The 20,611-nt window shown below is 61.4% G+C and carries 17 protein-coding genes; 12 read left to right on the forward strand and 5 right to left on the reverse strand.

What is annotated here, in order from left to right; all coding sequences use genetic code 11:
* The first annotated feature begins 167 nt into the window (after positions 1 to 167).
* Positions 168 to 1,460, forward strand: coding sequence for a putative hydroxymethylpyrimidine transporter CytX (gene cytX / locus BMY45_RS06110; RefSeq protein ID WP_092395702.1), 1,293 nt, complete (start codon positions 168 to 170; stop codon positions 1,458 to 1,460).
* On the opposite strand, the gene BMY45_RS06115 is transcribed toward cytX, so the two are convergent.
* Positions 1,429 to 2,175, reverse strand: a complete 747-nt coding sequence (locus BMY45_RS06115; protein WP_092395704.1) for a DUF3298 domain-containing protein — start codon at positions 2,173 to 2,175, stop codon at positions 1,429 to 1,431. The two genes, cytX and BMY45_RS06115, sit on opposite strands and share 32 nt — an antisense overlap.
* A 214-nt stretch (positions 2,176 to 2,389) precedes the next feature.
* Between BMY45_RS06115 and BMY45_RS06120 the strand changes: the two genes are divergently transcribed.
* The 10 genes from BMY45_RS06120 (at position 2,390) to BMY45_RS06175 (ending at position 13,774) form a co-directional block, all read left to right on the forward strand.
* Positions 2,390 to 3,007, forward strand: coding sequence for an NUDIX domain-containing protein (locus BMY45_RS06120; RefSeq protein WP_092395705.1), 618 nt, complete (start codon positions 2,390 to 2,392; stop codon positions 3,005 to 3,007).
* On the forward strand, positions 2,998 to 3,450 hold the full coding sequence (locus tag BMY45_RS06125) for a DUF1249 domain-containing protein (protein WP_024781420.1): 453 nt from the start codon (positions 2,998 to 3,000) through the stop codon (positions 3,448 to 3,450). Before BMY45_RS06120 ends, BMY45_RS06125 begins: the two co-directional genes overlap by 10 nt.
* Before the next feature lie 106 nt (positions 3,451 to 3,556).
* The gene (gene cpdA / locus BMY45_RS06130) at positions 3,557 to 4,372 is read left to right on the forward strand and encodes a 3',5'-cyclic-AMP phosphodiesterase (RefSeq protein ID WP_092395706.1); all 816 of its coding nucleotides are present in this window, start codon (positions 3,557 to 3,559) and stop codon (positions 4,370 to 4,372) included.
* A gap of 1,167 nt (positions 4,373 to 5,539) precedes the next feature.
* Positions 5,540 to 5,869: a DUF6124 family protein gene (locus BMY45_RS06140; protein WP_092395708.1), complete on the forward strand. Its 330-nt coding sequence runs from the start codon at positions 5,540 to 5,542 to the stop codon at positions 5,867 to 5,869.
* A gap of 687 nt (positions 5,870 to 6,556) precedes the next feature.
* Positions 6,557 to 7,165, forward strand: coding sequence for a YqiA/YcfP family alpha/beta fold hydrolase (locus tag BMY45_RS06150; protein ID WP_092395710.1), 609 nt, complete (start codon positions 6,557 to 6,559; stop codon positions 7,163 to 7,165).
* Positions 7,166 to 7,206: 41 nt separating this feature from the next.
* On the forward strand, positions 7,207 to 9,111 hold the full coding sequence (gene parE, locus BMY45_RS06155) for a DNA topoisomerase IV subunit B (protein WP_047227288.1): 1,905 nt from the start codon (positions 7,207 to 7,209) through the stop codon (positions 9,109 to 9,111).
* Positions 9,111 to 10,097, forward strand: coding sequence for an esterase-like activity of phytase family protein (locus BMY45_RS06160; RefSeq protein WP_092395712.1), 987 nt, complete (start codon positions 9,111 to 9,113; stop codon positions 10,095 to 10,097). The genes parE and BMY45_RS06160 overlap by 1 nt, the downstream gene beginning before the upstream one ends.
* Positions 10,094 to 10,615, forward strand: a complete 522-nt coding sequence (locus tag BMY45_RS06165) for a retropepsin-like aspartic protease family protein (protein ID WP_092395714.1) — start codon at positions 10,094 to 10,096, stop codon at positions 10,613 to 10,615. The genes BMY45_RS06160 and BMY45_RS06165 overlap by 4 nt, the downstream gene beginning before the upstream one ends.
* A 10-nt stretch (positions 10,616 to 10,625) precedes the next feature.
* Positions 10,626 to 12,890 (forward strand): DNA topoisomerase IV subunit A, encoded by a 2,265-nt coding sequence (gene parC, locus BMY45_RS06170; RefSeq protein ID WP_092395716.1) that lies wholly within the window; start codon positions 10,626 to 10,628, stop codon positions 12,888 to 12,890.
* Between the two features lie 179 nt (positions 12,891 to 13,069).
* Positions 13,070 to 13,774: a PqiC family protein gene (locus BMY45_RS06175; protein ID WP_092395718.1), complete on the forward strand. Its 705-nt coding sequence runs from the start codon at positions 13,070 to 13,072 to the stop codon at positions 13,772 to 13,774.
* A 155-nt stretch (positions 13,775 to 13,929) separates the two neighbouring features.
* On the opposite strand, the gene BMY45_RS06180 is transcribed toward BMY45_RS06175, so the two are convergent.
* Positions 13,930 to 15,444, reverse strand: a complete 1,515-nt coding sequence (locus tag BMY45_RS06180; RefSeq protein ID WP_092395720.1) for an AhpA/YtjB family protein — start codon at positions 15,442 to 15,444, stop codon at positions 13,930 to 13,932.
* 133 nt (positions 15,445 to 15,577) lie between these two features.
* Between BMY45_RS06180 and serB the strand changes: the two genes are divergently transcribed.
* Positions 15,578 to 16,792 carry a phosphoserine phosphatase SerB gene (serB, locus tag BMY45_RS06185; protein WP_092395722.1) on the forward strand — a complete coding sequence of 405 codons (1,215 nt, stop codon included), beginning with the start codon at positions 15,578 to 15,580 and terminating at the stop codon, positions 16,790 to 16,792.
* A 139-nt stretch (positions 16,793 to 16,931) separates the two neighbouring features.
* On the opposite strand, the gene BMY45_RS06190 is transcribed toward serB, so the two are convergent.
* The 3 genes from BMY45_RS06190 to BMY45_RS06200 form a co-directional block, all read right to left on the reverse strand.
* Positions 16,932 to 18,692, reverse strand: coding sequence for a molecular chaperone (locus tag BMY45_RS06190; protein ID WP_092395724.1), 1,761 nt, complete (start codon positions 18,690 to 18,692; stop codon positions 16,932 to 16,934).
* 191 nt (positions 18,693 to 18,883) lie between these two features.
* A complete protein-coding gene (asd, locus tag BMY45_RS06195; protein ID WP_092395726.1) occupies positions 18,884 to 19,744 on the reverse strand; it encodes an archaetidylserine decarboxylase in 861 nt (286 codons plus the stop codon).
* A 19-nt stretch (positions 19,745 to 19,763) separates the two neighbouring features.
* Positions 19,764 to 20,579 carry a rhodanese-like domain-containing protein gene (locus tag BMY45_RS06200; RefSeq protein WP_092395728.1) on the reverse strand — a complete coding sequence of 272 codons (816 nt, stop codon included), beginning with the start codon at positions 20,577 to 20,579 and terminating at the stop codon, positions 19,764 to 19,766.
* Positions 20,580 to 20,611: the final 32 nt, after the last annotated feature.

Raw genomic sequence — 20,611 nt, forward strand, 5'->3', positions numbered from 1 at the left:
AGCTGAGGGCGGTGGTGTTTTCACCGCCGTCATCGCGAGCAGGCTCGCTCCCACAATGGATCTCGGTCGTTCACAAATCTTGTGTTCACCGCAAGTCCCTTGTGGGAGCGAGCCTGCTCGCGAAAGCGGTCTATAGAACGACAAATATCCCTCTGAGATAACAACCCTTGAACATCCAACCCAGCACCTACTCCCCCGACACCGCCGTGCCCCTGGACAAGCGTGTCTTCGGCGCCCGCGATCTGTTTTCCCTGTGGTTCTCCCTCGGCATCGGTTTGATGGTCTTGCAGGTCGGCGCCTTGCTAGCGCCGGGTCTGGGCCTGAGTGGTTCGTTGCTGGCGATTTTTCTCGGCACGCTGGTGGGCGTCCTGCTACTGGCAGCCGTCGGCGTAATCGGCAGCGACACCGGCCTGTCGGCCATGGCCGCCCTCAAGCTCAGCCTCGGCGGCAAGGGCGCGAGCGTGCCGGCGGTGTTGAACCTGCTGCAATTGATCGGCTGGGGCTCGTTCGAAATCATCGTCATGCGTGACGCCGCCAGCCTGCTCGGCGCGCGGGCCTTCAGCGAGGGGAGCCTGGGGTCGAACCCGCTGCTGTGGACGTTGTTTTTCGGCGCCCTGGCAACCCTGCTGGCGGTGAGTGGGCCGCTGACGTTCGTGCGTAAGGTCCTGCGCAAGTGGGGCATCTGGCTGTTGCTGGCAGCATGCATCTGGCTGACCTGGAACCTGTTCGCCAAGGCTGATCTGGGTGCGTTGTGGGCGCGGGCGGGCGATGGTTCGATGCCGTTTGCCGTTGGGTTCGACATTGCGATCGCCATGCCTCTGTCGTGGTTGCCGCTGATTGCCGACTACTCGCGCTTCGGCAAGCGCGCAAAAAACGTCTTCGGCGGCACCGCGCTGGGGTTCTTCATCGGTAATTTCTGGCTGATGAGCCTGGGTGTGGCCTACACCCTGGCGTTCGCGCCGAGCGGTGAAGTGAACGCGCTGCTTCTGGCCCTGGCGGGCGCCGGGCTGGGGATCCCACTGCTGCTGATTTTGCTGGACGAGTCGGAAAATGCCTTTGCCGATATTCACTCGGCGGCGGTGTCCAGCGGCATGCTGACGGGGTTGAAAGTCGAGCACCTGGCCTTGGCGATTGGTGTGATCTGCACCTTGATCGCCTGCTTCGCACCGTTGGCGCAGTACCAGAACTTCCTGTTGCTGATCGGCTCGGTGTTCGCGCCGCTGTTCGGTGTGGTGCTGGTGGACCACTTCATCCTGCGCAAACGCAGCAGTCATGTGTTGTCGTCTGCGTTGCGCTGGCCGGCACTGTTGGCCTGGCTGGGCGGGGTGAGCACTTATCACCTGCTGGCCAACGTGTATCCGGACATCGGCGCGACCCTGCCGTCGCTGGTCCTGGCAGGGTTGCTGCAACTGATACTGGGTCGGGCGTTCAGCTACGGCCGGGGAACAGCTCGGGCTTGAGGATGCCATTGAGGCGTGGGTAAGCGATCTTCAGTTCGATGTGGCCCAAGGCGTAGGGCGCGATGGTGCTCACTTGGTACTTGAGGATCACCCCGCCGTAGGTCAGCGCCACGTTTGGGGTTTTCTGGAACGGCCACTGCTTCACGAACTCCGGTTCCTGATCCAGTTTGGTGCTGATCAGCCAGCTGTTGTGGGCGACCTGCGCGGCTTTCCAGAATGCCTCTTCCTGGCCCGGCAGCAGCATGTCCGACAGGGTCAATACCTTGTGCTGCTGGCGCGAATAGTTGATGAAACCGCGCCCCGGCGTGCCGTGGGCACCGCCGGTGTCCAGGTAGCTGGACAATTCGATGATCACCAGGCCGTCATGTTGCTCGCGTACTTTGGCCTGCAAATAGCTGCTGTTGCGCGGCGCGGCGCTGCGCAAAAACTGCTCGCGGTAGGCGGCCAGCGTTGGCGCCACTGGGGCGTCCGGCGTGGTGCGGGTCATTTGCAGCAGGCGTTTCTCGATAATGCCGTCCAGGGCTGGCTCGGCGGGAAAACGCAGGGTGTCAATGTTGACCAGAGGACAGTCAGCGCTGGCGCAGCCGGGTTGCAATTGTTCCGAGGCATCACGGGTGGTTTCCAGCGGAGCGCGGTAGTTGGGTTGGAACAGGCTTTGGCAAGCGCCCAGGGTCAGGGCAATAGCGGCCACGCAAAGGGTTTTGAAAAGCGACATGGGCGTCCTTCATGAAACAGGGAAAGGCGAAAAGTTACCCGCTTCGACTGTCGGCAGGGCAATCAGTTCGCCACTAAGCTCATTAGAGTGGCTTTGAGGGCAGCCGTCTATCCCGATGACTGCAAAGGGGCTGCATCAAACGGTACGGGCGCGTTAGGATGGCGCGAAGCCGAGGCAGGAGCCTCGCATCGATCCGCTGCAAACGAGGACAGTCATGACCGATTTCGCTAACGCCACACCGAGCGCCGTGGACATCGTCAAGCGTGAAAACTGCTTTCAGGGTTTCTACAAACTCGATCGCGTGCACCTGCGCCACGAGTTGTTTGCCGGTGGCATGAGCCGTGAAATCAGCCGTGAACTGTTCGTGCGTCATGACGCGGTGTGCGTGCTGCCCTACGATCCGCAACGCGATGAGGTGGTACTGATCGAGCAGTTTCGCGTCGGCGCCATTGGCAAGACCACCAATCCCTGGCTGGTGGAACTGGTCGCCGGACTGACCGACAAGGACGAGCAACCGGAAGAAGTTGCTCATCGCGAAGCGCAGGAGGAAGCTGGGCTTGTCTTCGCTGCGCTCTGGCCGATGACCAAGTATTTTCCATCGCCGGGCGGCAGCAATGAATTCGTGCATCTTTACCTGGGGCGTTGCGACAGTGCTGGGGCCGGTGGCCTGCATGGGCTTGTGGAAGAAGCCGAAGACATTCGTGTGAAGGTCTGGGCTTTTGAAGATGCCTTGCAAGCAGTGCGCGACGGGCAGATCTGCAACGCGGCCAGCATCATTGCCTTGCAATGGCTGGCCTTGAATCGCGATGAAGTGAGGGGGCTATGGTCTTAAGCAAGCTGCGCGACCGTTATCGCGTCGATCTGGTCGGGTTGCAGGCCGCCTGCGAGGCCAACTACGCCCGCTTGATGCGCTTGTTGCCGGACATGCGCAACGACCCCGCGCCCCGGCGCATCGCTGTGACCCATGGCGACCAGATGCTCGGCGTGCTGGCCCTCGAAGTGCTGCAAACCTGTCCCTACACCACCACACTCCAGGTGCGCCAGGAGCACAGCTTGCCCTGGCTGCCGGTGCCGCAGTTGGAAGTGCAGGTCTATCACGATGCGCGCATGGCCGAAGTCGTCAGCGCCGAACATGCGCGACGCTTTCGTGGCATCTATCCTTACCCCAATGCGTCAATGCACCAGCCGGATGAGAAGGCCCAGTTGAATCTGTTCCTGGGTGAATGGCTGAGTCATTGCCTGGCGCTGGGTCATGAGTTCGAAGTCGTTCGGTAGTGCGTGGTCTGTGAACCGATTCCGGTTCGTGGGTTTCCCCTTTCGATCTTCCCCAGCATAATTGCCGCTTCATCCAATGGCGTGGTCGCGCCTGGGAGAGAGCGATTTGCCGAGCGTATCCACCTTGACCACCGCCGATGCGGCGCTGCTGGTCCAACTGTCCGACAGTCACCTGTTTGCCGAGGCCGACGGCTCGCTGCTGGGCATGAACACTCGCGACAGCTTGCGGGCGGTGATTGACCTGGTCCTCAAGCAACAGCCGAAGATCGACCTGATGCTTGCCACGGGGGATTTGTCCCAGGACGGGACGCTGCAGTCCTATGAGGCGTTTCGGCAACTGAGTGCGCGTATCGACGCGCCGGCGCGGTGGATTCCCGGTAACCATGATGAGCCGCAGGTGATGCTTGAGGCGGCGGTCAAGAGTACGTTGCTCGATCCGGTGGTGGACATTGGCAATTGGCGGGTGACGATGCTCGATTCTGCCGTGCCGGGTTCGGTGCCGGGGTTTTTGGCTGAGGAGCAGTTGATTCTGTTGGCGAATGCCTTGAGCGAGGCGCCGGAGCGGCATCACCTTGTTTGTCTGCATCATCATCCGGTGTCGATTGGGTGTGCGTGGATGGAGCCTATTGGGTTGCGTAATCCGGAGGCGCTGTTTGCGGTGCTGGATCGGTTTCCTCAGGTGCGTGCTGTTCTGTGGGGGCATGTGCATCAGGAGGTTGACCGGGTGCGTGAGGGGGTTCGTTTGTTGGCTTCGCCTTCGACTTGTATTCAGTTTGAGCCGGGGAGTGAGGATTTTGCGGTCGGGGGGCAGGCGCCGGGGTATCGGTGGTTGCGGCTTTGGCCGGATGGGCGGTTGGAGACGGGGGTTGAGCGGTTGGTTGGGTTTGCTTTTACCCCCGACTATGGCTCCAACGGATATTGAGTTTTGATTGAGTACATATCCATTGCTGCGGTAACGGCGGCTTATGGTTCCGCCCTTACGGCGGGTCACTTTTGGAAGAGCGCCAAAAGTAACCAAAAGCGCTTTGCCCCACCACTCGGTGCCTCGCTAGGGCTCGGCATGCCCTCACTCCGGCATTGCTCCGTGGGCCGCCGCGAAGGGCCATCCATGGCCCAGCGCGGCTAACCCGGCATCCATGCCGGGTTGCCCACTGCGCAATGCCTGCGTTCGGCCAGCGTGGTTAACGGGGCGCCAAGATCAACGTCCGCCGCGAGGCGGCCTGATAGCCGGCCTGGCTCTTGCTGGTGTACACCCATCAGACTTGTTTGAGCAGGATCTGTGGGAGCAAAGCTTGCTCGCGAAGGCGGCGGTACATTCAGCATGGATGCAGGCAGACCCATCGCTATCGCGAGCAAGCTTCGCTCCCACAAGATTGGCGGTGGGCATGATCTTGTAAACGACCGAAACCCGTGTGGGAGCGAGCCTGCTCGCGATGGCGGCCTGACAGCCGGCCTGGTTCTTGCGGGGGGTGTACACCCATCAGACTTGTTTGAGTTGGACCTGTGGGAGCAAAGCTTGCTCGCGAGGCGGCCTGGTAGCCGGCCTGGCTCTCCCAGTTGTACTCCGGTCCAATTGTGGGAGCGGGCTTGCTCGCGAAGGCGGCGGTACATTCAGCATTGATGCAAGCAGACCCATCGCTATCGCGAGCAAGCTTCGCTCCCACAAGATTGGCGGTGGACATTGATCTTGTAAACGACCGAAACCCGTGTGGGAGCGAGCCTGCTCGCGATGGCGGCCTGACAGCCGACCAGGGTTGTGGGAATGGTCGGACACCCGTCCTGACGCAGCAGATTTTTCCGACGAGCTCTGGCGGTTGCCGGGTGGGAAGGGCTGTCGCTAACCTTTTTCCGTCGCTGCCAATTCAGCGGCCGGGCCTGGAAACCCGATGAGTAGAAGGCATATCAGCGAGTCGCGTGAGATACTGCGGCGCTTTGAGCGTTCAGTTCTGCGTTATGGCGGCTGTGCGCGGGAGACTTTCGAGTCTGCCGGGTATTCCTTCTACCTTGGTTTCCAGCCCGCGCACAGCTGCCACCCTCTCGCCTGGAAACGGGAGATGGCGGTTCCACTACGCAAAGAAGGATATGCATCATGTTCAAAGCCACACCCAATCCCCCCGAAACCGATTCCCAAAAGCACGATGAAGCCGCCAAGCGCGCCCTCGATTATTATCTCGACCCCAAGTCTCAAGCCAAAAAGAAACCACCCTCAAGCCAATTGTTCTCTGTCGCGGAGAGCGCAGACACCGAAACCCTCCTAGCCAACCTCAGCGAAACCCTAGCCTCCGCCAACGCCATGCTCGGCGACCTGACCTTCGATCTGGAAGGCTCGCGTCGGCATTTCGCCCTGGGAGTCCAGCAGATGATCGAACTCAGTGAATTGTTGGCGAACCGGGCGTTGGACATCGTCGATCCGCGCTAACGTCAAGCGTAAGCATTGTGTGGGAGGGAGCACCTGAGTGTGTCATTCAACATTGATGTCGGCTGACCCGACGCATTCGCGAGCAAGCCCGCTCCCACAGTTTGATAGAAGTACAACCGGGAGAGCCAGGTCCGCTATCAGGCCGCCTCGCGAGCAAGCTTTGCTCCCACAAGTCCTGCTCAAACAGGTCTGACGGGTGTACACCCCCCGCAAGAACCAGGCCGGCTGTCAGGCCGCCTCGCGGAGGACGTTGATCTCGGCGCCCCGTTAACCACGCTGGCCGAACGCAGGCATTGTGGAGTGGGCATCCCGGCATGGATGCCGGGATAGCCGCGCTGGGCCATGGATGGCCCTTCGCGGCGGGCCCACGGAGCAATGCCTTCGTTCGGGCACACCGAGCCTAGGCGAGGTGCCGAGTGGTGGGGCAGAAGCGCTTTGGTTACTTTCGCGCTTTTCGAAAGTGACCCGCCGTAAGGGCGGAACCATAAGTAGCCGTTACCGCAGCAACGGATATGTACCCGGTCAAAAAAAATCCTGGCCAGCTGTCAGACCGCCATCGCGAGCAGGCTCGCTCCCACAGATACCGTGATCGACTGATCACCGAAGGCGCCAAGAAGGTCAAATCCCCCAAACCCCCACAATCTCCCTGTAAACTCCGCCCTTTGCCCAACACCCAGGGAGTCGGCAATGTCGGGTTCGATCCTTTATATCCACGGCTTCAACAGCGCCCCAGCGTCGACCAAGGCCAGTCAGTTGATCGACGTAATGGCCCGCCTGGGCCTAAGCGACCGCCTCCAAGTCCCCGCCTTGCACCACCACCCGCGCCAGGCCATCGGTCAGCTGGAGCAGGCGATTGCACAACTAGGCCGCCCACTGCTGGTCGGCAGCTCGCTCGGCGGCTACTATGCGACTCACTTGGCCGAGCGCCACGGGCTCAAGGCCCTGCTGGTCAACCCTGCCGTCAGCCCGCATCGGATGTTCGACGGTTACCTGGGCACGCAGAAGAATTTGTACACCGACGAAACCTGGGAGTTGACCCACGACCACGTCACGGCCCTGGCCGAGCTGGAAGTGCCGGCACCCCAGGATCCGCAGCGGTATCAGGTATGGTTGCAAACCGGGGACGAAACGCTGGATTATCGCCACGCCCAGCAGTATTACCGCGCCTGTGCCTTGCGCATCCAGGCCGGCGGCGACCACAGTTTTCAAGGGTTTGCCCGACAGTTGCCGGCGCTGTTGAGTTTTGCCGGCATTGGCGCCGATTTGTACCAGGCGATCGACTTCACGTCGCTGTGAGCCATCGCCTCTTTTTCATTGAACACTGACGACGAGACCCCATGGCCACTCCCAGCGCTAGCTCTTATAACGCAGACGCCATCGAAGTCCTCTCGGGCCTCGACCCGGTGCGCAAGCGCCCCGGCATGTACACCGACACCAGTCGGCCGAACCACCTTGCCCAGGAAGTCATCGACAACAGCGTCGACGAAGCCTTGGCCGGGCACGCCCGTTCGGTGCAGGTCATCCTGCACGCCGACCATTCGCTGGAAGTCAGCGACGACGGCCGCGGTATGCCGGTGGATATTCACCCTGAAGAAGGCGTGTCGGGCGTCGAGTTGATCCTCACCAAGCTCCACGCGGGCGGCAAGTTTTCCAACAAGAACTACCAGTTCTCCGGCGGTTTGCACGGGGTGGGTATTTCCGTGGTCAACGCCCTGTCGACCCTGGTCCGCGTGCGGGTCAAGCGTGACGGCAACGAATACCAGATGACCTTCGCCGACGGCTACAAGGCCACCGAACTGGAAGTGGTCGGCACCGTCGGCAAGCGCAATACCGGGACCAGCGTGTATTTTGCCCCGGACCCCAAGTATTTCGATTCGCCGAAATTCTCCGTCACCCGCCTCAAGCATGTGCTCAAGGCCAAGGCCGTGTTGTGCCCTGGGCTGCTGGTCAGTTTCGAGGACAAGGCCACCGGCGAGAAAGTCGAGTGGCATTACGAAGACGGCCTGCGTTCTTACCTGGTGGACGCGGTCAACGGTTTCGAACGCCTGCCTGACGAGCCGTTCTGCGGCAGCCTGGCCGGTAACAAGGAAGCGGTGGACTGGGCGCTGTTGTGGCTGCCCGAAGGGGGCGAAAGCGTCCAGGAGAGCTACGTCAACCTGATCCCCACGGCCCAGGGCGGCACCCACGTCAACGGTTTGCGCCAGGGTTTGCTCGACGCCATGCGCGAGTTCTGCGAGTTCCGCAACCTGTTGCCTCGTGGCGTGAAGCTGGCGCCGGAAGACGTCTGGGAGCGCATCGCCTTCGTATTGTCGATGAAGATGCAGGAGCCGCAATTCTCCGGCCAGACCAAGGAGCGCCTGTCGTCCCGCGAAGCGGCGGCGTTTGTTTCCGGGGTGGTCAAGGACGCGTTCAGCCTGTGGCTCAATGCCAACCCGGAAACCGGCCTGGCCCTGGCGGAGTTGGCGATCAACAACGCCGGTCGTCGTCTCAAGGCCAGCAAGAAGGTCGAGCGCAAACGCATCACCCAGGGGCCGGCCTTGCCGGGCAAGCTCGCCGATTGCGCCGGGCAGGATCCGATGCGCTCCGAGCTGTTCCTGGTGGAAGGTGACTCCGCCGGCGGTTCGGCCAAGCAGGCGCGGGACAAAGAATTCCAGGCGATCCTGCCGTTGCGCGGCAAGATCCTCAACACCTGGGAAGTGGATGGCAGCGAAGTCCTGGCCAGCCAAGAAGTGCATAACATTGCCGTGGCCATCGGTGTCGATCCGGGCGCCGCGGACATGAGCCAACTGCGTTACGGCAAGATCTGCATCCTCGCCGACGCCGACTCCGACGGTCTGCACATCGCCACCTTGTTGTGCGCCTTGTTCGTCCAGCATTTCCGCCCGCTGGTGGACGCCGGTCACGTCTACGTGGCGATGCCGCCGCTGTACCGCATCGACCTGGGCAAAGAGATTTACTACGCCCTGGACGAGGCCGAACGCGATGGCATTCTTGATCGTTTGGTGGCCGAAAAGAAACGCGGCAAACCGCAAGTCACCCGATTCAAGGGTCTTGGCGAGATGAACCCGCCGCAACTGCGCGAAACCACCATGGATCCGAACACGCGCCGCCTGGTGCAGTTGACCCTGGATGATTTCGAAGCGACCTCGGAAATGATGGACATGTTGCTGGCGAAGAAGCGCGCTGGCGATCGCAAGTCCTGGCTCGAATCCAAAGGGGACCTGGCCGAGGTGCTGGCCTGATGCGCAACGGTTTCGCCCTGGCGTTGTTGCTGTGGGCGGGGGTGGTGGTCGCAGGTCCTGCACCGCAATTGAAGTTGCTGTCCGAGCATGCCGTCGAGGATTTGCGCGGCGGTAACTTGTCCGGGCTGGCCGTGTGCGGCGGCGAAATATGGACAGTGTCTGATCGCGATGATGATCGGATCTACCGCCTCAAGTCCTCTGATGCGCCGGTCTGGCAGGCAGAAGCCGTTGAAATCCAGGTGCCGCCGGTGCCCGACAGCGGTTTACCGTGGGGTTTGAGATCGCGGACCTGGGCGGCGTCGTACCTGCGCGGTGGCGAACTGGATTTCGAAGGCATCAGCTGTGACAGCGCTGGCAATCGCTATGTGGTCAGTGAATCCCATGCCGCGGTGTTGCAGGTGTCGCCGACGGGCACCGCGTCCTGGTTGAAAATCGCACCGGTGATGATCCGTCAGGCGCGGGCCAGTGGCATGTTGCTGCATTTCAATGCGTTGTTTGAAGGCCTGGCGGTAAATCCTGCCGGCGATCAGTTGTGGTTGGCGGCGGAGCGTGAACGCCGCGGCCTATTGCTGATCAAGCGCCAGCAAGCCGTGTGGGATTGTGATGGCAATTGCGTGCTGCTGAGCGAAGCGGGGAAAGAGATGCAGCCGGTGCAGTTCCCCAATGCCACGGCGGTATCGCGGGATTTCGCCGATCTGTCACTGTTCGACGGCAAGCTGTTTACCCTGGAGCGCAACGCTTATCAGATCTGCCGGCGTGACGCGCAAACCGCTCAAGTGGAGCGTTGCTGGTCGTTCGCCGCCGAAGCGCTGCAGGAAAACCGTCGTTATTCACAGGACTACGGCTTGGCCGAAGCGCTGGTGGTGGACGCCGAAGGCGCCTGGGTTGGCCTGGATAACAATGACGGCCCACGGGCCGACGGCGAACGGCGGCCGATCATCTGGCGCTTTGCCGCGCCGGCAGGTGGCTGGGGCGCCACGCCATGAGCCAGCAACCGCCGGGCAAGCGCGCCGGTCGGGTGTTGATGATACTGGCCTGGTGCGCGGCGCTGTTTCTGGCGACGCGGTTTTTTGCCCAGTGGGAGCAGCGTGCGCAGAATCCCAATACCGAGGTGTATTCGCAAAAGGGTGAAGGTTTTATCGAGGTGAAGCTGGTCAGCAATAAACAGGGGCATTTTGTCGCCAGCGGCCAGATCAACGGCCAACCGGTGGACTTCATGCTCGACACCGGCGCCACGGACGTGGCGATTCCGGAGGAGCTGGCCGCGCGCCTCAAGCTGGAAAAAGGTTTCGGTGTGACGTTGAGCACCGCCAACGGTTTGAGCGAGGGTTATCGCACCCGCATCGACCGTTTGCAATTGGGTGACATCGTGTTGCGCGATGTCCGTGCCCTGGTGGCGCCAGGCCTGGGCGGCACGCAAGTGCTGCTGGGCATGAGCGCCCTGAACAAACTTGAATTTACCCAGCGCGGCGGCACCATGCTGCTGCGCCAGACAACGAACTGATGAGGCCCGCATGAGCGACATTCTTGCAGACAGCTTAGACGGCGTAGAGCGCCGGTCGCTGGCTGACTTCACCGAAAATGCCTACCTCAATTACTCCATGTACGTGATCATGGACCGCGCCTTGCCGCACATCGGCGACGGCCTCAAGCCGGTTCAGCGGCGGATCATCTACGCCATGAGTGAGCTGGGGCTGGATGCTGATTCCAAACACAAGAAGTCGGCGCGTACCGTCGGTGACGTGCTCGGCAAGTTCCATCCCCATGGCGACTCGGCCTGCTATGAAGCCATGGTGCTGATGGCCCAGCCGTTCAGCTACCGCTACACCCTGGTGGACGGCCAGGGGAACTGGGGTGCGCCAGACGATCCCAAGTCTTTCGCCGCCATGCGTTACACCGAGGCGCGGCTGTCGCGTTATTCCGAAGTGCTGCTCAGCGAGTTGGGCCAGGGCACTGCAGACTGGGGGCCGAACTTCGACGGCACCCTCGATGAACCCTTGGTGTTGCCGGCACGTTTGCCGAACATCCTCCTCAATGGCACCACCGGTATCGCCGTGGGCATGGCCACTGACGTGCCGCCGCACAACCTGCGGGAAGTGGCAACCGCCTGCGTGCGCCTGCTGGACGAGCCGAAAGCGACGGTGGAGCAGCTCTGCGAGCATATCCAGGGCCCGGACTACCCGACCGAAGCGGAAATCATCACCCCGCGTGCCGACCTGCTGAAGATCTACGAAACCGGTCGCGGTTCGGTGCGCATGCGCGCGGTGTACCACATCGAAGATGGCGACATCATCGTCACCGCTCTACCTCACCAGGTTTCCGGGGCCAAGGTTCTGGAACAAATTGCTGCGATGATGCAGGCAAAACCGTCGAAAGCACCGCAAGTCGCCGACCTTCGCGACGAATCCGACCACGAGAACCCGTGCCGGATCGTGATCATCCCGGTCAACAACCGGGTCGATCACGACGCGCTGATGCAGCATCTGTTTGCCAGTACCGATCTTGAGTCCAGCTACCGGGTCAACATCAACATCATCGGTCTGGACGGCAAGCCACAGCTGAAAAACCTGCGGGCGCTGCTGGTGGAATGGCTGGAGTTTCGCGTCAAGACCGTGCGGCGGCGCCTGCAATTTCGCCTGGACAAGGTCGAGCGTCGCCTGCACCTGTTGGACGGTTTGCTGATTGCCTACCTCAACCTGGATGAAGTGATTCATATCATCCGCACCGAGGAGCACCCCAAGGCCAGCCTGATCGCGCGTTTTGAACTGACCGAAACCCAGGCCGACTACATTCTCGATACTCGCTTGCGGCAACTGGCGCGGTTGGAAGAGATGAAGCTGCGGGCCGAGCAGGATGAATTGCTCAAGGAGCAGGCCAAGCTGCAAGCGTTGCTGGGCAGCGAAGCCAGGCTCAAGAAGCTGGTGCGCACCGAACTGCTCAAGGATGCTGAAACCTACGGCGACGATCGTCGTTCGCCCATCGTCGAGCGCGCCGAAGCCAAGGCGCTGAGCGAACATGATCTGTTGCCGAACGAGAAAGTGACCGTCGTGCTGTCGGAAAAAGGCTGGGTACGCTCCGCCAAGGGTCATGATATTGACGCCGCAGGGCTTTCCTACAAGGCGGGAGACGGTTTCAAGGCACTGGCCGCCGGGCGTTCCAACCAGTTTGCGGTGTTCGTCGATTCCACCGGGCGCAGTTATTCGGTGCCGGCGCATACCCTGCCATCGGCTCGCGGCCAGGGCGAGCCGCTGACCGGTCGATTAACTCCACCACCGGGTGCAACTTTTGAATGCGTGCTGATGCCTGATGATGACGGGCTGTACGTTATTGCGTCGGACGCCGGCTACGGGTTTGTCGTCAAGGGTGAGGACCTGCAGGCCAAGAACAAGGCGGGCAAGGCGTTGTTGAGCCTGCCGAACAACGCCAAGGTCATCGCGCCGCGACCGGTAGCCGATCGCGAGAACAACTGGCTGGCTTCGGTGACGACTGAGGGTCGGTTGCTGGTCTTCAAAATCAGTGACTTGCCACAGCTGGGTAAAGGTAAGGGCAACAAGATCATCGGCATTTCCGGCGAACGGGTGGCCAGTCGTGAGGAATATGTCACGGATATTGCAGTGTTGCCGGAAGGCGCCACGCTTGTGCTACAGGCTGGAAAGCGTACGCTTTCGTTGAAGGCAGACGATCTTGAACACTACAAAGGTGAACGCGGTCGGCGGGGCAATAAGCTTCCGAGAGGGTTTCAGCGGGTCGATGCACTGCTCGTCGAAAACCTCAATTAAGCGTGCTAGAGCGCTCGGTCTGCGATTAAAAGCCGCAGATCGGCACTTTCGCGCTGGAGTCGGAGCGCATATTCACGGATGATAGGCCCTTTCAAGCGCCGGCGTGGCCGAGCGTTCTTCATATTGACCGAGTTTTTTTTCACTGTGGTAAGCCTTGTGGCTGCCACCTGGACGGGACGATGACTGCTCTGCGCCTTCCTATTTTGTGGCTCGCCGGCCTGCTTGGCCTGGCGGGCTGTAGCGTCAATCAGCCAGTGTCGCTGTATCAACTCGACAGCGGAAACCCGGCCCAGCCTGCACAAAGCGCAGGCATGGCGGTATTACTGGGCCCGGTATTGATTGCCGATTACCTGCAACGTGAAACCCTATTGCAACGCCAACCGGACGGCAGCCTGCAAGCCGCCACCGACGGTCGTTGGGCCGGCAGCCTGTCTTCGGACATTGATCAGCTGTTGCTGCGTCAGGTCGCCGGGCATCTGGACAGCCAGCGCGTGGTACTTGCGCCAGCCACCCAGGGCTTTACCCCGGATGTACAGGTGTTGTTGTCGATTACTCGGCTGGACTCGGGCGAATCGCAACCGGCGGTACTGGATGCCCAGTGGCGCCTGATCGATCGTCGCGGCAAGGTTCGCGAGAACCGTATCATTCATCTGCAGGAGCAACATGCCGGCGGTACCGCTGCGCAGGTTCAGGCTCAGGGTGTGTTGCTGCAACGTCTTGCCGAGCAACTGTCCGTGGCGCTCAAGCCTTTGGCCAACCAGCCTCCTATCGCAGATGTGCCTCGCAAATCGGCGCCTGCTGCCACCAAAAAGGTCGAGAAGGAAAAGGACAAGATTCCAATGGCCTTGCCGATCCGTACGGACATGGAAGTGTTCAGGTTCTGATGGTTGAACTGGATGCAAAACAAAGCCCGCATTGATGCGGGCTTTGTTGTTTCTGTGGACCCGTAGGAGCTGCCGAAGGCTGCGATCTTTTGATCTTGATCTGCCGGAGCACTAAATAAGATCAAGCGATCGCAACCTTCGGCAGCGCCTACAGGTCAAGCCTGACGCTCATGCATCCGCGCCAGTTGTCGCTCCAGCATTGAGGGATAAGGCTCCATCAGTCGCTCGACGCAGCATGCGCCTTCCGGGCTGGCGATAGGGCGGATACGGGCGCGCTGACGGATCAGGGCATCGTCGTTGATCTTGCGCTCCACCAGCAGCAGGTTGCGGCTGTGCTGCGACAGGGCCAGGGCGTCCTGAGCGGTTTCGGTCAGCAGCAGGTCGATCTGGCTCAGGCCGAACAGCCCGTCACCCAAGGTCAGGCCCAACTGCAATTGCAGGGTGATACCGCTGTCGGCGACTTCGATCTGCAACTGGTGTCCCAGGGCTCGGAGCAACTCACCGCAGCAAATGGCATTGGTGAGGTAGTCATCACCGCTGTCCTCGGTGTGGAACAGCATCAGCGTGCTGCCATCGTTCAGGGTGTGCAGTTGGCCCTGATACAGCGATGCGGCCTGGTCGAGGCAGTCGCGGTAACGCTCAAGCAGTTCCTTCAGGCGCGCCTGTGGCAGCCGGCGCAGTTGGTCCTGGGCGCCCAGTTGCACGGCCAGCACGGCACTGTGTTGGGGCAGGTCCGAGGCGACGGGTCTGGCGACCGATTGCGCCTCATCGGCGATTGAGTCGTCACGCAGGTCGGCGAAAGCATCGTCGTCTTCATCGTCCTCCACCGTGCGGACCACGCGGCGTGGTCCGGGCCTGGAGGCGGGGAGAGGTTGGCTTTCGTCGAAGTCCGGGTCCCGCAGGTTACGCACTTCGAAACCTGGTTCGGCTTCGTCGTCACTGTAGTCGATGTCTTCAGGCTCCGGCACGGGGGCCGGTTCCGGGGCGAAGCTGGCGTGCAGTTGCCGAGCCAGATCGCCAATTTCGTCCTGGCGCTGGGTCGCTGGGGTGTGCTCGTCGATATCCCGCAGCCAGACCCGCAGTTGCAGCAGTGGCGTAGAGATGTGGCGTCCCAGGCGCAGGCTCAAGGCCAGCGCCAGCGCCAGCAATATTGCGCTGAGGATGCCCATGCTTTGCAGGCTGATGGTCATCGGCTGCTGGAACTGGTCCATGTCCAGGCTGATGCGCAGTTGCCCGGCGGTCACGTCCTGGAAGGTGATCCTGCTCTGGTACATACCGCCGGATTCGCCCAGCAGACCCGGTTTGGGACGCTGGCCGGCTTCGGCGAGGATGCGGTTGTCCACGCTATAAATGGCGGCGTGGGCCACCAGTTTGTTTTTGGTGAGGTTGTTGAGCAGCACGTTGAGGCTAAGGATGTCGTTGGACACCAGTAGCTCGGTGGCGGACGTGGCGGTCTGCGTGGTCAGGCTCTCTCCCAGGGCGTCGGCCTGCTCGTGCATGGCCTGCTTGAACTGCAGGCCCATCACGCAGGCATAGATCACCAGGGCCAGGGCGACCAGGATCACGTTATGGCTGGCAATGCGCAATGCAATCGGCACGCGACGGTGGCGCAGTGCACGGAAGATCAGCAGAAAGAAATTGTCGGTTTTGACTGGCGTGGGCCGGTTCACTGAGCTCGGCTCTTTGTCCGTGAAATTGACGCGCAGTATAGCGACAGGCCCATGACCGGCAAAGCACCGACGGTGCCCGATGGTCACTGAAAGTGGGTAGAATGCGGTTTTTTTCCACCTGCGGGGGTGCGCCTTGCGCGAAATCGTCCTGATAAACATCACTGGCAGTGACCGTCCGGGTCTGACTGCGGCCATTACCGGCGTTCTGGCCCAGGGTGGTGTGAACATTCTCGACATTGGTCAGGCGGTGATCCACGACACACTGTCGTTCGGCATCCTGGTTGAAATCCCGGACGCCGAACAAAGCAAGTCGGTGCTCAAGGACATCCTGTTCACCGCCTACAAGCTCGACCAACAGGTGCGTTTCACCCCGGTGTCCGAAGCCGATTACCAGCATTGGGTCAATGGCCAGGGCAAGACGCGTCACATCGTGACCCTGTTGACCCGCAAGGTGACTGCCGAGCAATTGCAGCGCGTCAGTTCGATCACTGCCCAATACGGCCTGAACATCGACCACATCGACCGGTTGTCCGGGCGCATGCCGCTGGATACGCCGGATGACAAGGGCAAGGGCTGCATCGAATTCTCCGTGCGCGGCGAGCCGGCCGATCCCCAGGCGCTGCGTGCCGAGTTCCTCAGCGTGGCCCAGGAGTTGAACGTCGACATCGCGTTCCAGGAGGACTCGCTGTTCCGTCGCAACCGCCGCCTGGCGGTGTTTGACATGGATTCGACGCTGATTGAAGCCGAAGTCATCGACGAACTGGCCAAGGCCGCCGGTGTGGGCGACAAGGTGTCCGCCATCACTGAGCGAGCCATGGCCGGCGAGTTGGACTTTCGCGCCAGCTTCAAGGAACGCCTGGCCCTACTCAAGGGGCTGGACGTCAGCGTGCTTGACTCCATCGGCGCTTCCTTGCGCCTGACCGAAGGCGCCGAAACCCTGTTCGCCGAACTCAAGCGTCTGGGCTACAAGACCGCGATCCTGTCCGGCGGCTTCACTTACTTCGCCAAGCAACTGCAGGCCAAGCTCGGCATCGACTACGTGTTCGCCAATGAACTGGAAGTCGTGGATGGCAAGGTCACGGGCGTGGCCGTCGAACCGATCGTCGATGCCCAGCGCAAGGCGGATCTGTTGCGCGAACTGGCCGAGAAGGAAGGCCTGCGCCTGGAACAGACCATTGCTGTGGGCGACGGCGCCAACGACCTGCCCATGCTGGCGATCGCCGGTCTGGGCGTGGCGTTCCGGGCCAAGCCGCTGGTCAAACAGTCGGCCAGGCAGGCGATTTCCACCCTGGGGCTGGATGGCGTGTTGTACCTGCTGGGCTTCAGGGATCGCGACGGACAGCTTTAAGGCCGACGCTTACCTGTGTAGGAGCTGCCGAAGGCTGCGATCTCTTGATCTTGATCTTGATCTTGATCTTGATCTTGATCTTTCGCTGGAGGCTCAATGGGTCTTGGAAAGATCGCAGCCTCGCTTCGCTCGGCAGCTCCTACAGCGACTTCCACAACGAATCAAAATCCCCTTCATTGTCGTGGCCATCTGTGCTGGTCCCTGAATCCTCCTGTCGATAAGCAAACTGGTTGAAGCTGTGCGTGCTGGTCACCCGTCGGTCCAGGCTGGCGCGGCGTTCCTGGCCGTTGGTGTTGATCAGCACTTGCTGGCCTTCCTGGAAAGGTAGGCGGGGCGCGATCATGGTGGGTGGCAGCTCAATGGCGCTGATCTCAGGCAGCAACAGCCCTCGCAGGTAGTGACCATGCTCACCCTTTTCCCGTACCAGTTGCAGCCCGCAAGGCTGTGCATGGGGGGCGACCAGCTCGATGCCCATTTGCATGGCGCCATTGCGCACCTGCCTGATCCAGCGCACCACGGCGATGCTCCAGGCTTGATCGTTAGTGTCGCGAATGCCGACCATTTCCCCGGCCTGCAGTTGCTCAGGCACCTCCTTCGGCCAGCCGAGGCAATAACCGCCAGGGCTGTGGTTGATGATGGGCAGGTCGTAGGTCGCGAAGTGGTGCTGGTTGTCGGAGCTGGCGCCGTCGTCATCGGCCGGATTGACCGGATACTCGATTTCTTCATAAGGCAACAGATCACTGTCACCGGCCGCAGCTGCGTCGAAAGCCTGGCTCCAGGTGTCGTTGGTCTTGGTCGGTGTGGCCTCGAACCGGGCCTTGCGCGTTGCAGAATCCTTCAGGATTTCGCTGAAAGAGCGCTCGCCGCCGAGGTAATAGTGCAAAGCGCTCATGCCCACGCAGAGCGTCAGCGTGCCGTTGCCCTCTGTGCGCTGGAAGCTACGTTCGACCGCTTCGCCCCAGGCCGCTTGCAGGTGATGCAAGGTGTCGGCGTTCATTGCGCCAGGCACGGGCAAGGTGTGATCGTTGGGTTGTTCCAGATGAGTGGCAATGGCACGCACCAGCGGCTGCGGATCGAAACCCAGCAGGCTGGGCTGTTGCTCGGCCCTGAACTTGGAGCGATAGCGCGGCCCGATATCCAGTTGCGGTGCAACGGCGAACAGGCTCGTGGCGGTGACGGCCGGGTCCAGCGTGACCTTCTGACTCCAGGATTCGAGCACCTCGACGAGTCGCGCAATCTGGCCCTGGCGCAGTTGATTGCTGCGTGAGGTGCCCAGCAGCAGGGCGACCACGTAGGTTTGCTCGACATTCAACTGATGCACCTGGCTGGCCAGTTCATCGCTGACGCTGAGGTGTTGCAGCCGATGGTGGCAGGCGATTCGGTACAACTGATGCAAATCGAGCCACAGCCCTTCAGGTACGGGGCTATACAACTGGCTGATACGCAGCAGCGTGCCGTCCAGAGCATGCATCGCGCGTTGCAGTGCGGTGCTCAGCAGCCGGGCGCGGTCCTTGGAGTATTTCGGCGAGATGCGTGCGACGATCTGTTTGTAACCCATGGCCAACTGGGTTTGCAGGGCCTGGCAGAGGTTGACGATCTTGCGCGAGCGCTCATCCAGAACGATGGCCTGTTGCAAAAAATGCCGCTCCAGGTGTTTGCAGACGTAATACACCTCGGGCCGCAACAATTCGAGCAGCTGCAGGCGATTATCGCTGGGGGTGAGCAGTTGGTTGAGTTCGCCGATGGCCTGGTACAACAGGCGTGCGGTTTCGCCGATATTGGCCTTGGGGAGGTTGGCGATCCAGCGTTTGAGGTCGCGCGGCGTGGCGTCGCAGAACGACAGGCGCGACTGTGTCGGTGTCAAAACGCGCGAAAGCTGGAGAGGGCTGGTCTCATTCATGCCGTGGATGGGCTCCGGCGGGAAATGAAAGGGATGTTCCCAACTCTAGCAGTTGTTGCCGAAAGAAGTGTCCGATCAATGTTAGATAGCATGTGGGAGCGAGCCTGCTCGCGATACGTCAGGTCAGTCGATATCAAAGTGACTGAAAAAACGCCATCGCGAGCAGGCTCGCTCCCACAGTGAACAATGACTCAGGCTTTTGGCAGCGCCAACCCCTGGCCCATCTGCACTGGCGAGCCGGCCACCAGCTCTTGGGCCCATTTCACCTGGTCCGGACCGAACAGCACGATGGCGGTCGATCCCAGTTTGAAGCGGCCCAGCTCGGCGCCTTTCTCCAAGTGGATCGGCGCCCGGGCGGCTTCGTCGTAACGGAAGGTTTTCAGCTCACGCTTAGGTGGCGTCACCAGGCCGGCCCAGACGGTTTCGATGGACGCAACGATCATCGCGCCCACCAGTACCACGGCCATCGGCCCGCGCTCGGTGTCGAAAATGCACGCCACGCGCTCGTTACGGGCGAACAGCTCCGGAACGTTTTCGGCAGTGGTCTGGTTCACCGAGAAAATCCGTCCCGGGATGTAGACCATTTCCCGCAGGGTGCCGGCCAGTGGCATGTGCACGCGGTGATAGTCCTTGGGCGACAGGTAGATGGTGGCGAAATCGCCGCCCATGAACGGCGCTGCGTTGGCCGCATCGCCGCCCAGCAGTTCCAGCACGCTGAAGCTGTGGCCCTTGGCCTGGAATACCCGACCGTGCTCGATGGGGCCGAGTTGGCTGACGGCACCGTCGGCGGGGCTGAGGATCGCCCCCGGTGTTGGGTCCAGCGGGCGGGCGCCTTCTTTCAGCGCTCGGGTGAAGAACGCATTGAAGTGCTCGTAGGCCGTGAGGTCTTCCACCAGCGCCTGGGACATGTCCACCTGATAACGTTTGGCGAACCATTGGGTAAAGGCATTCTTGAACCAGCGCACGCGGCATTCGGCAATGCAGCCGGCCAGCCGAGACAGCAAGTGGTGGGGTAGCAGGTATTGGCTGAGGATGAACAAGCGGTTTTTCATTAACTGTCCTTAAGAACCTTCAGAGCTCGATGGGCGTATCAGGGTGGTTGCCCCATTCGCCCCAGGAGCCGGCATAGCCTTTGACACGCGGATAACCGAGCGCCTTGGCCACCAGATAGGTGAAGCCAGAGCGGTGGTGGGTCTGGCAATGGGTGATGATTTCTTTATCAGGCGTGATGCCCAACTGTTCGAGGATTTGCGGCATGTCGCTGCGGATGCGCAGGTTGCGTGCCTGATCCATGCCGGCGGTCCATTCGAAGTTGATCGCGCCGGGAATATGTCCGCCCCTGGCTGCGACGACTTTCTCGCCGGAATACTCCAGTGGGCCGCGTGCGTCCCAGATCGCCAGGTCAGCGGCACCGAGGCGGCTTTGCAGGTATTCGCGGGTGGCGGTGGGTTCTTCGTGCAGGGTCAGGCTCACCGGGCCTGTGGCGGGCGGTGGCACTTCAGTGGACACCGGCAGGCCTTCGTCCAGCCACGCCAGCAAGCCGCCGTCGAGGTAGTGGTAGTTCGAATGGCCGATCACATCCAGCAGCCAGATGAAGCGCCCGGCCCAGCCACCGCCTTCATCGTCATAGACGACGTAGACCGCATTCGGGTTGTGCCCCAGTTCGCCGAACAGCGCCTCGAGGTCGGCTTTTGCTGGCAGCAGACCCGGCGCCGGGGGCTGGCCGAGTTGGGTGCGCTTGGGGTCGACGAAGCATGCGCCAGGGATATGCCCGGTGCTGTAGCGGGCGGCACTGGTCAGGTCCACCAGAATCAGTTCGCGGGCGTCGAGGCGCGACAGCAAGTCGCTCGGCTCGATTACCAGCGGCAAGCCAGAGAAGTCAGGCATGTGATGTCTCCAGGGGCGCAAAGGGAAAAGAT

The organism is Pseudomonas sp. NFACC39-1 (genome assembly GCF_900110355.1).
Lineage (GTDB): Bacteria > Pseudomonadota > Gammaproteobacteria > Pseudomonadales > Pseudomonadaceae > Aquipseudomonas > Aquipseudomonas tehranensis.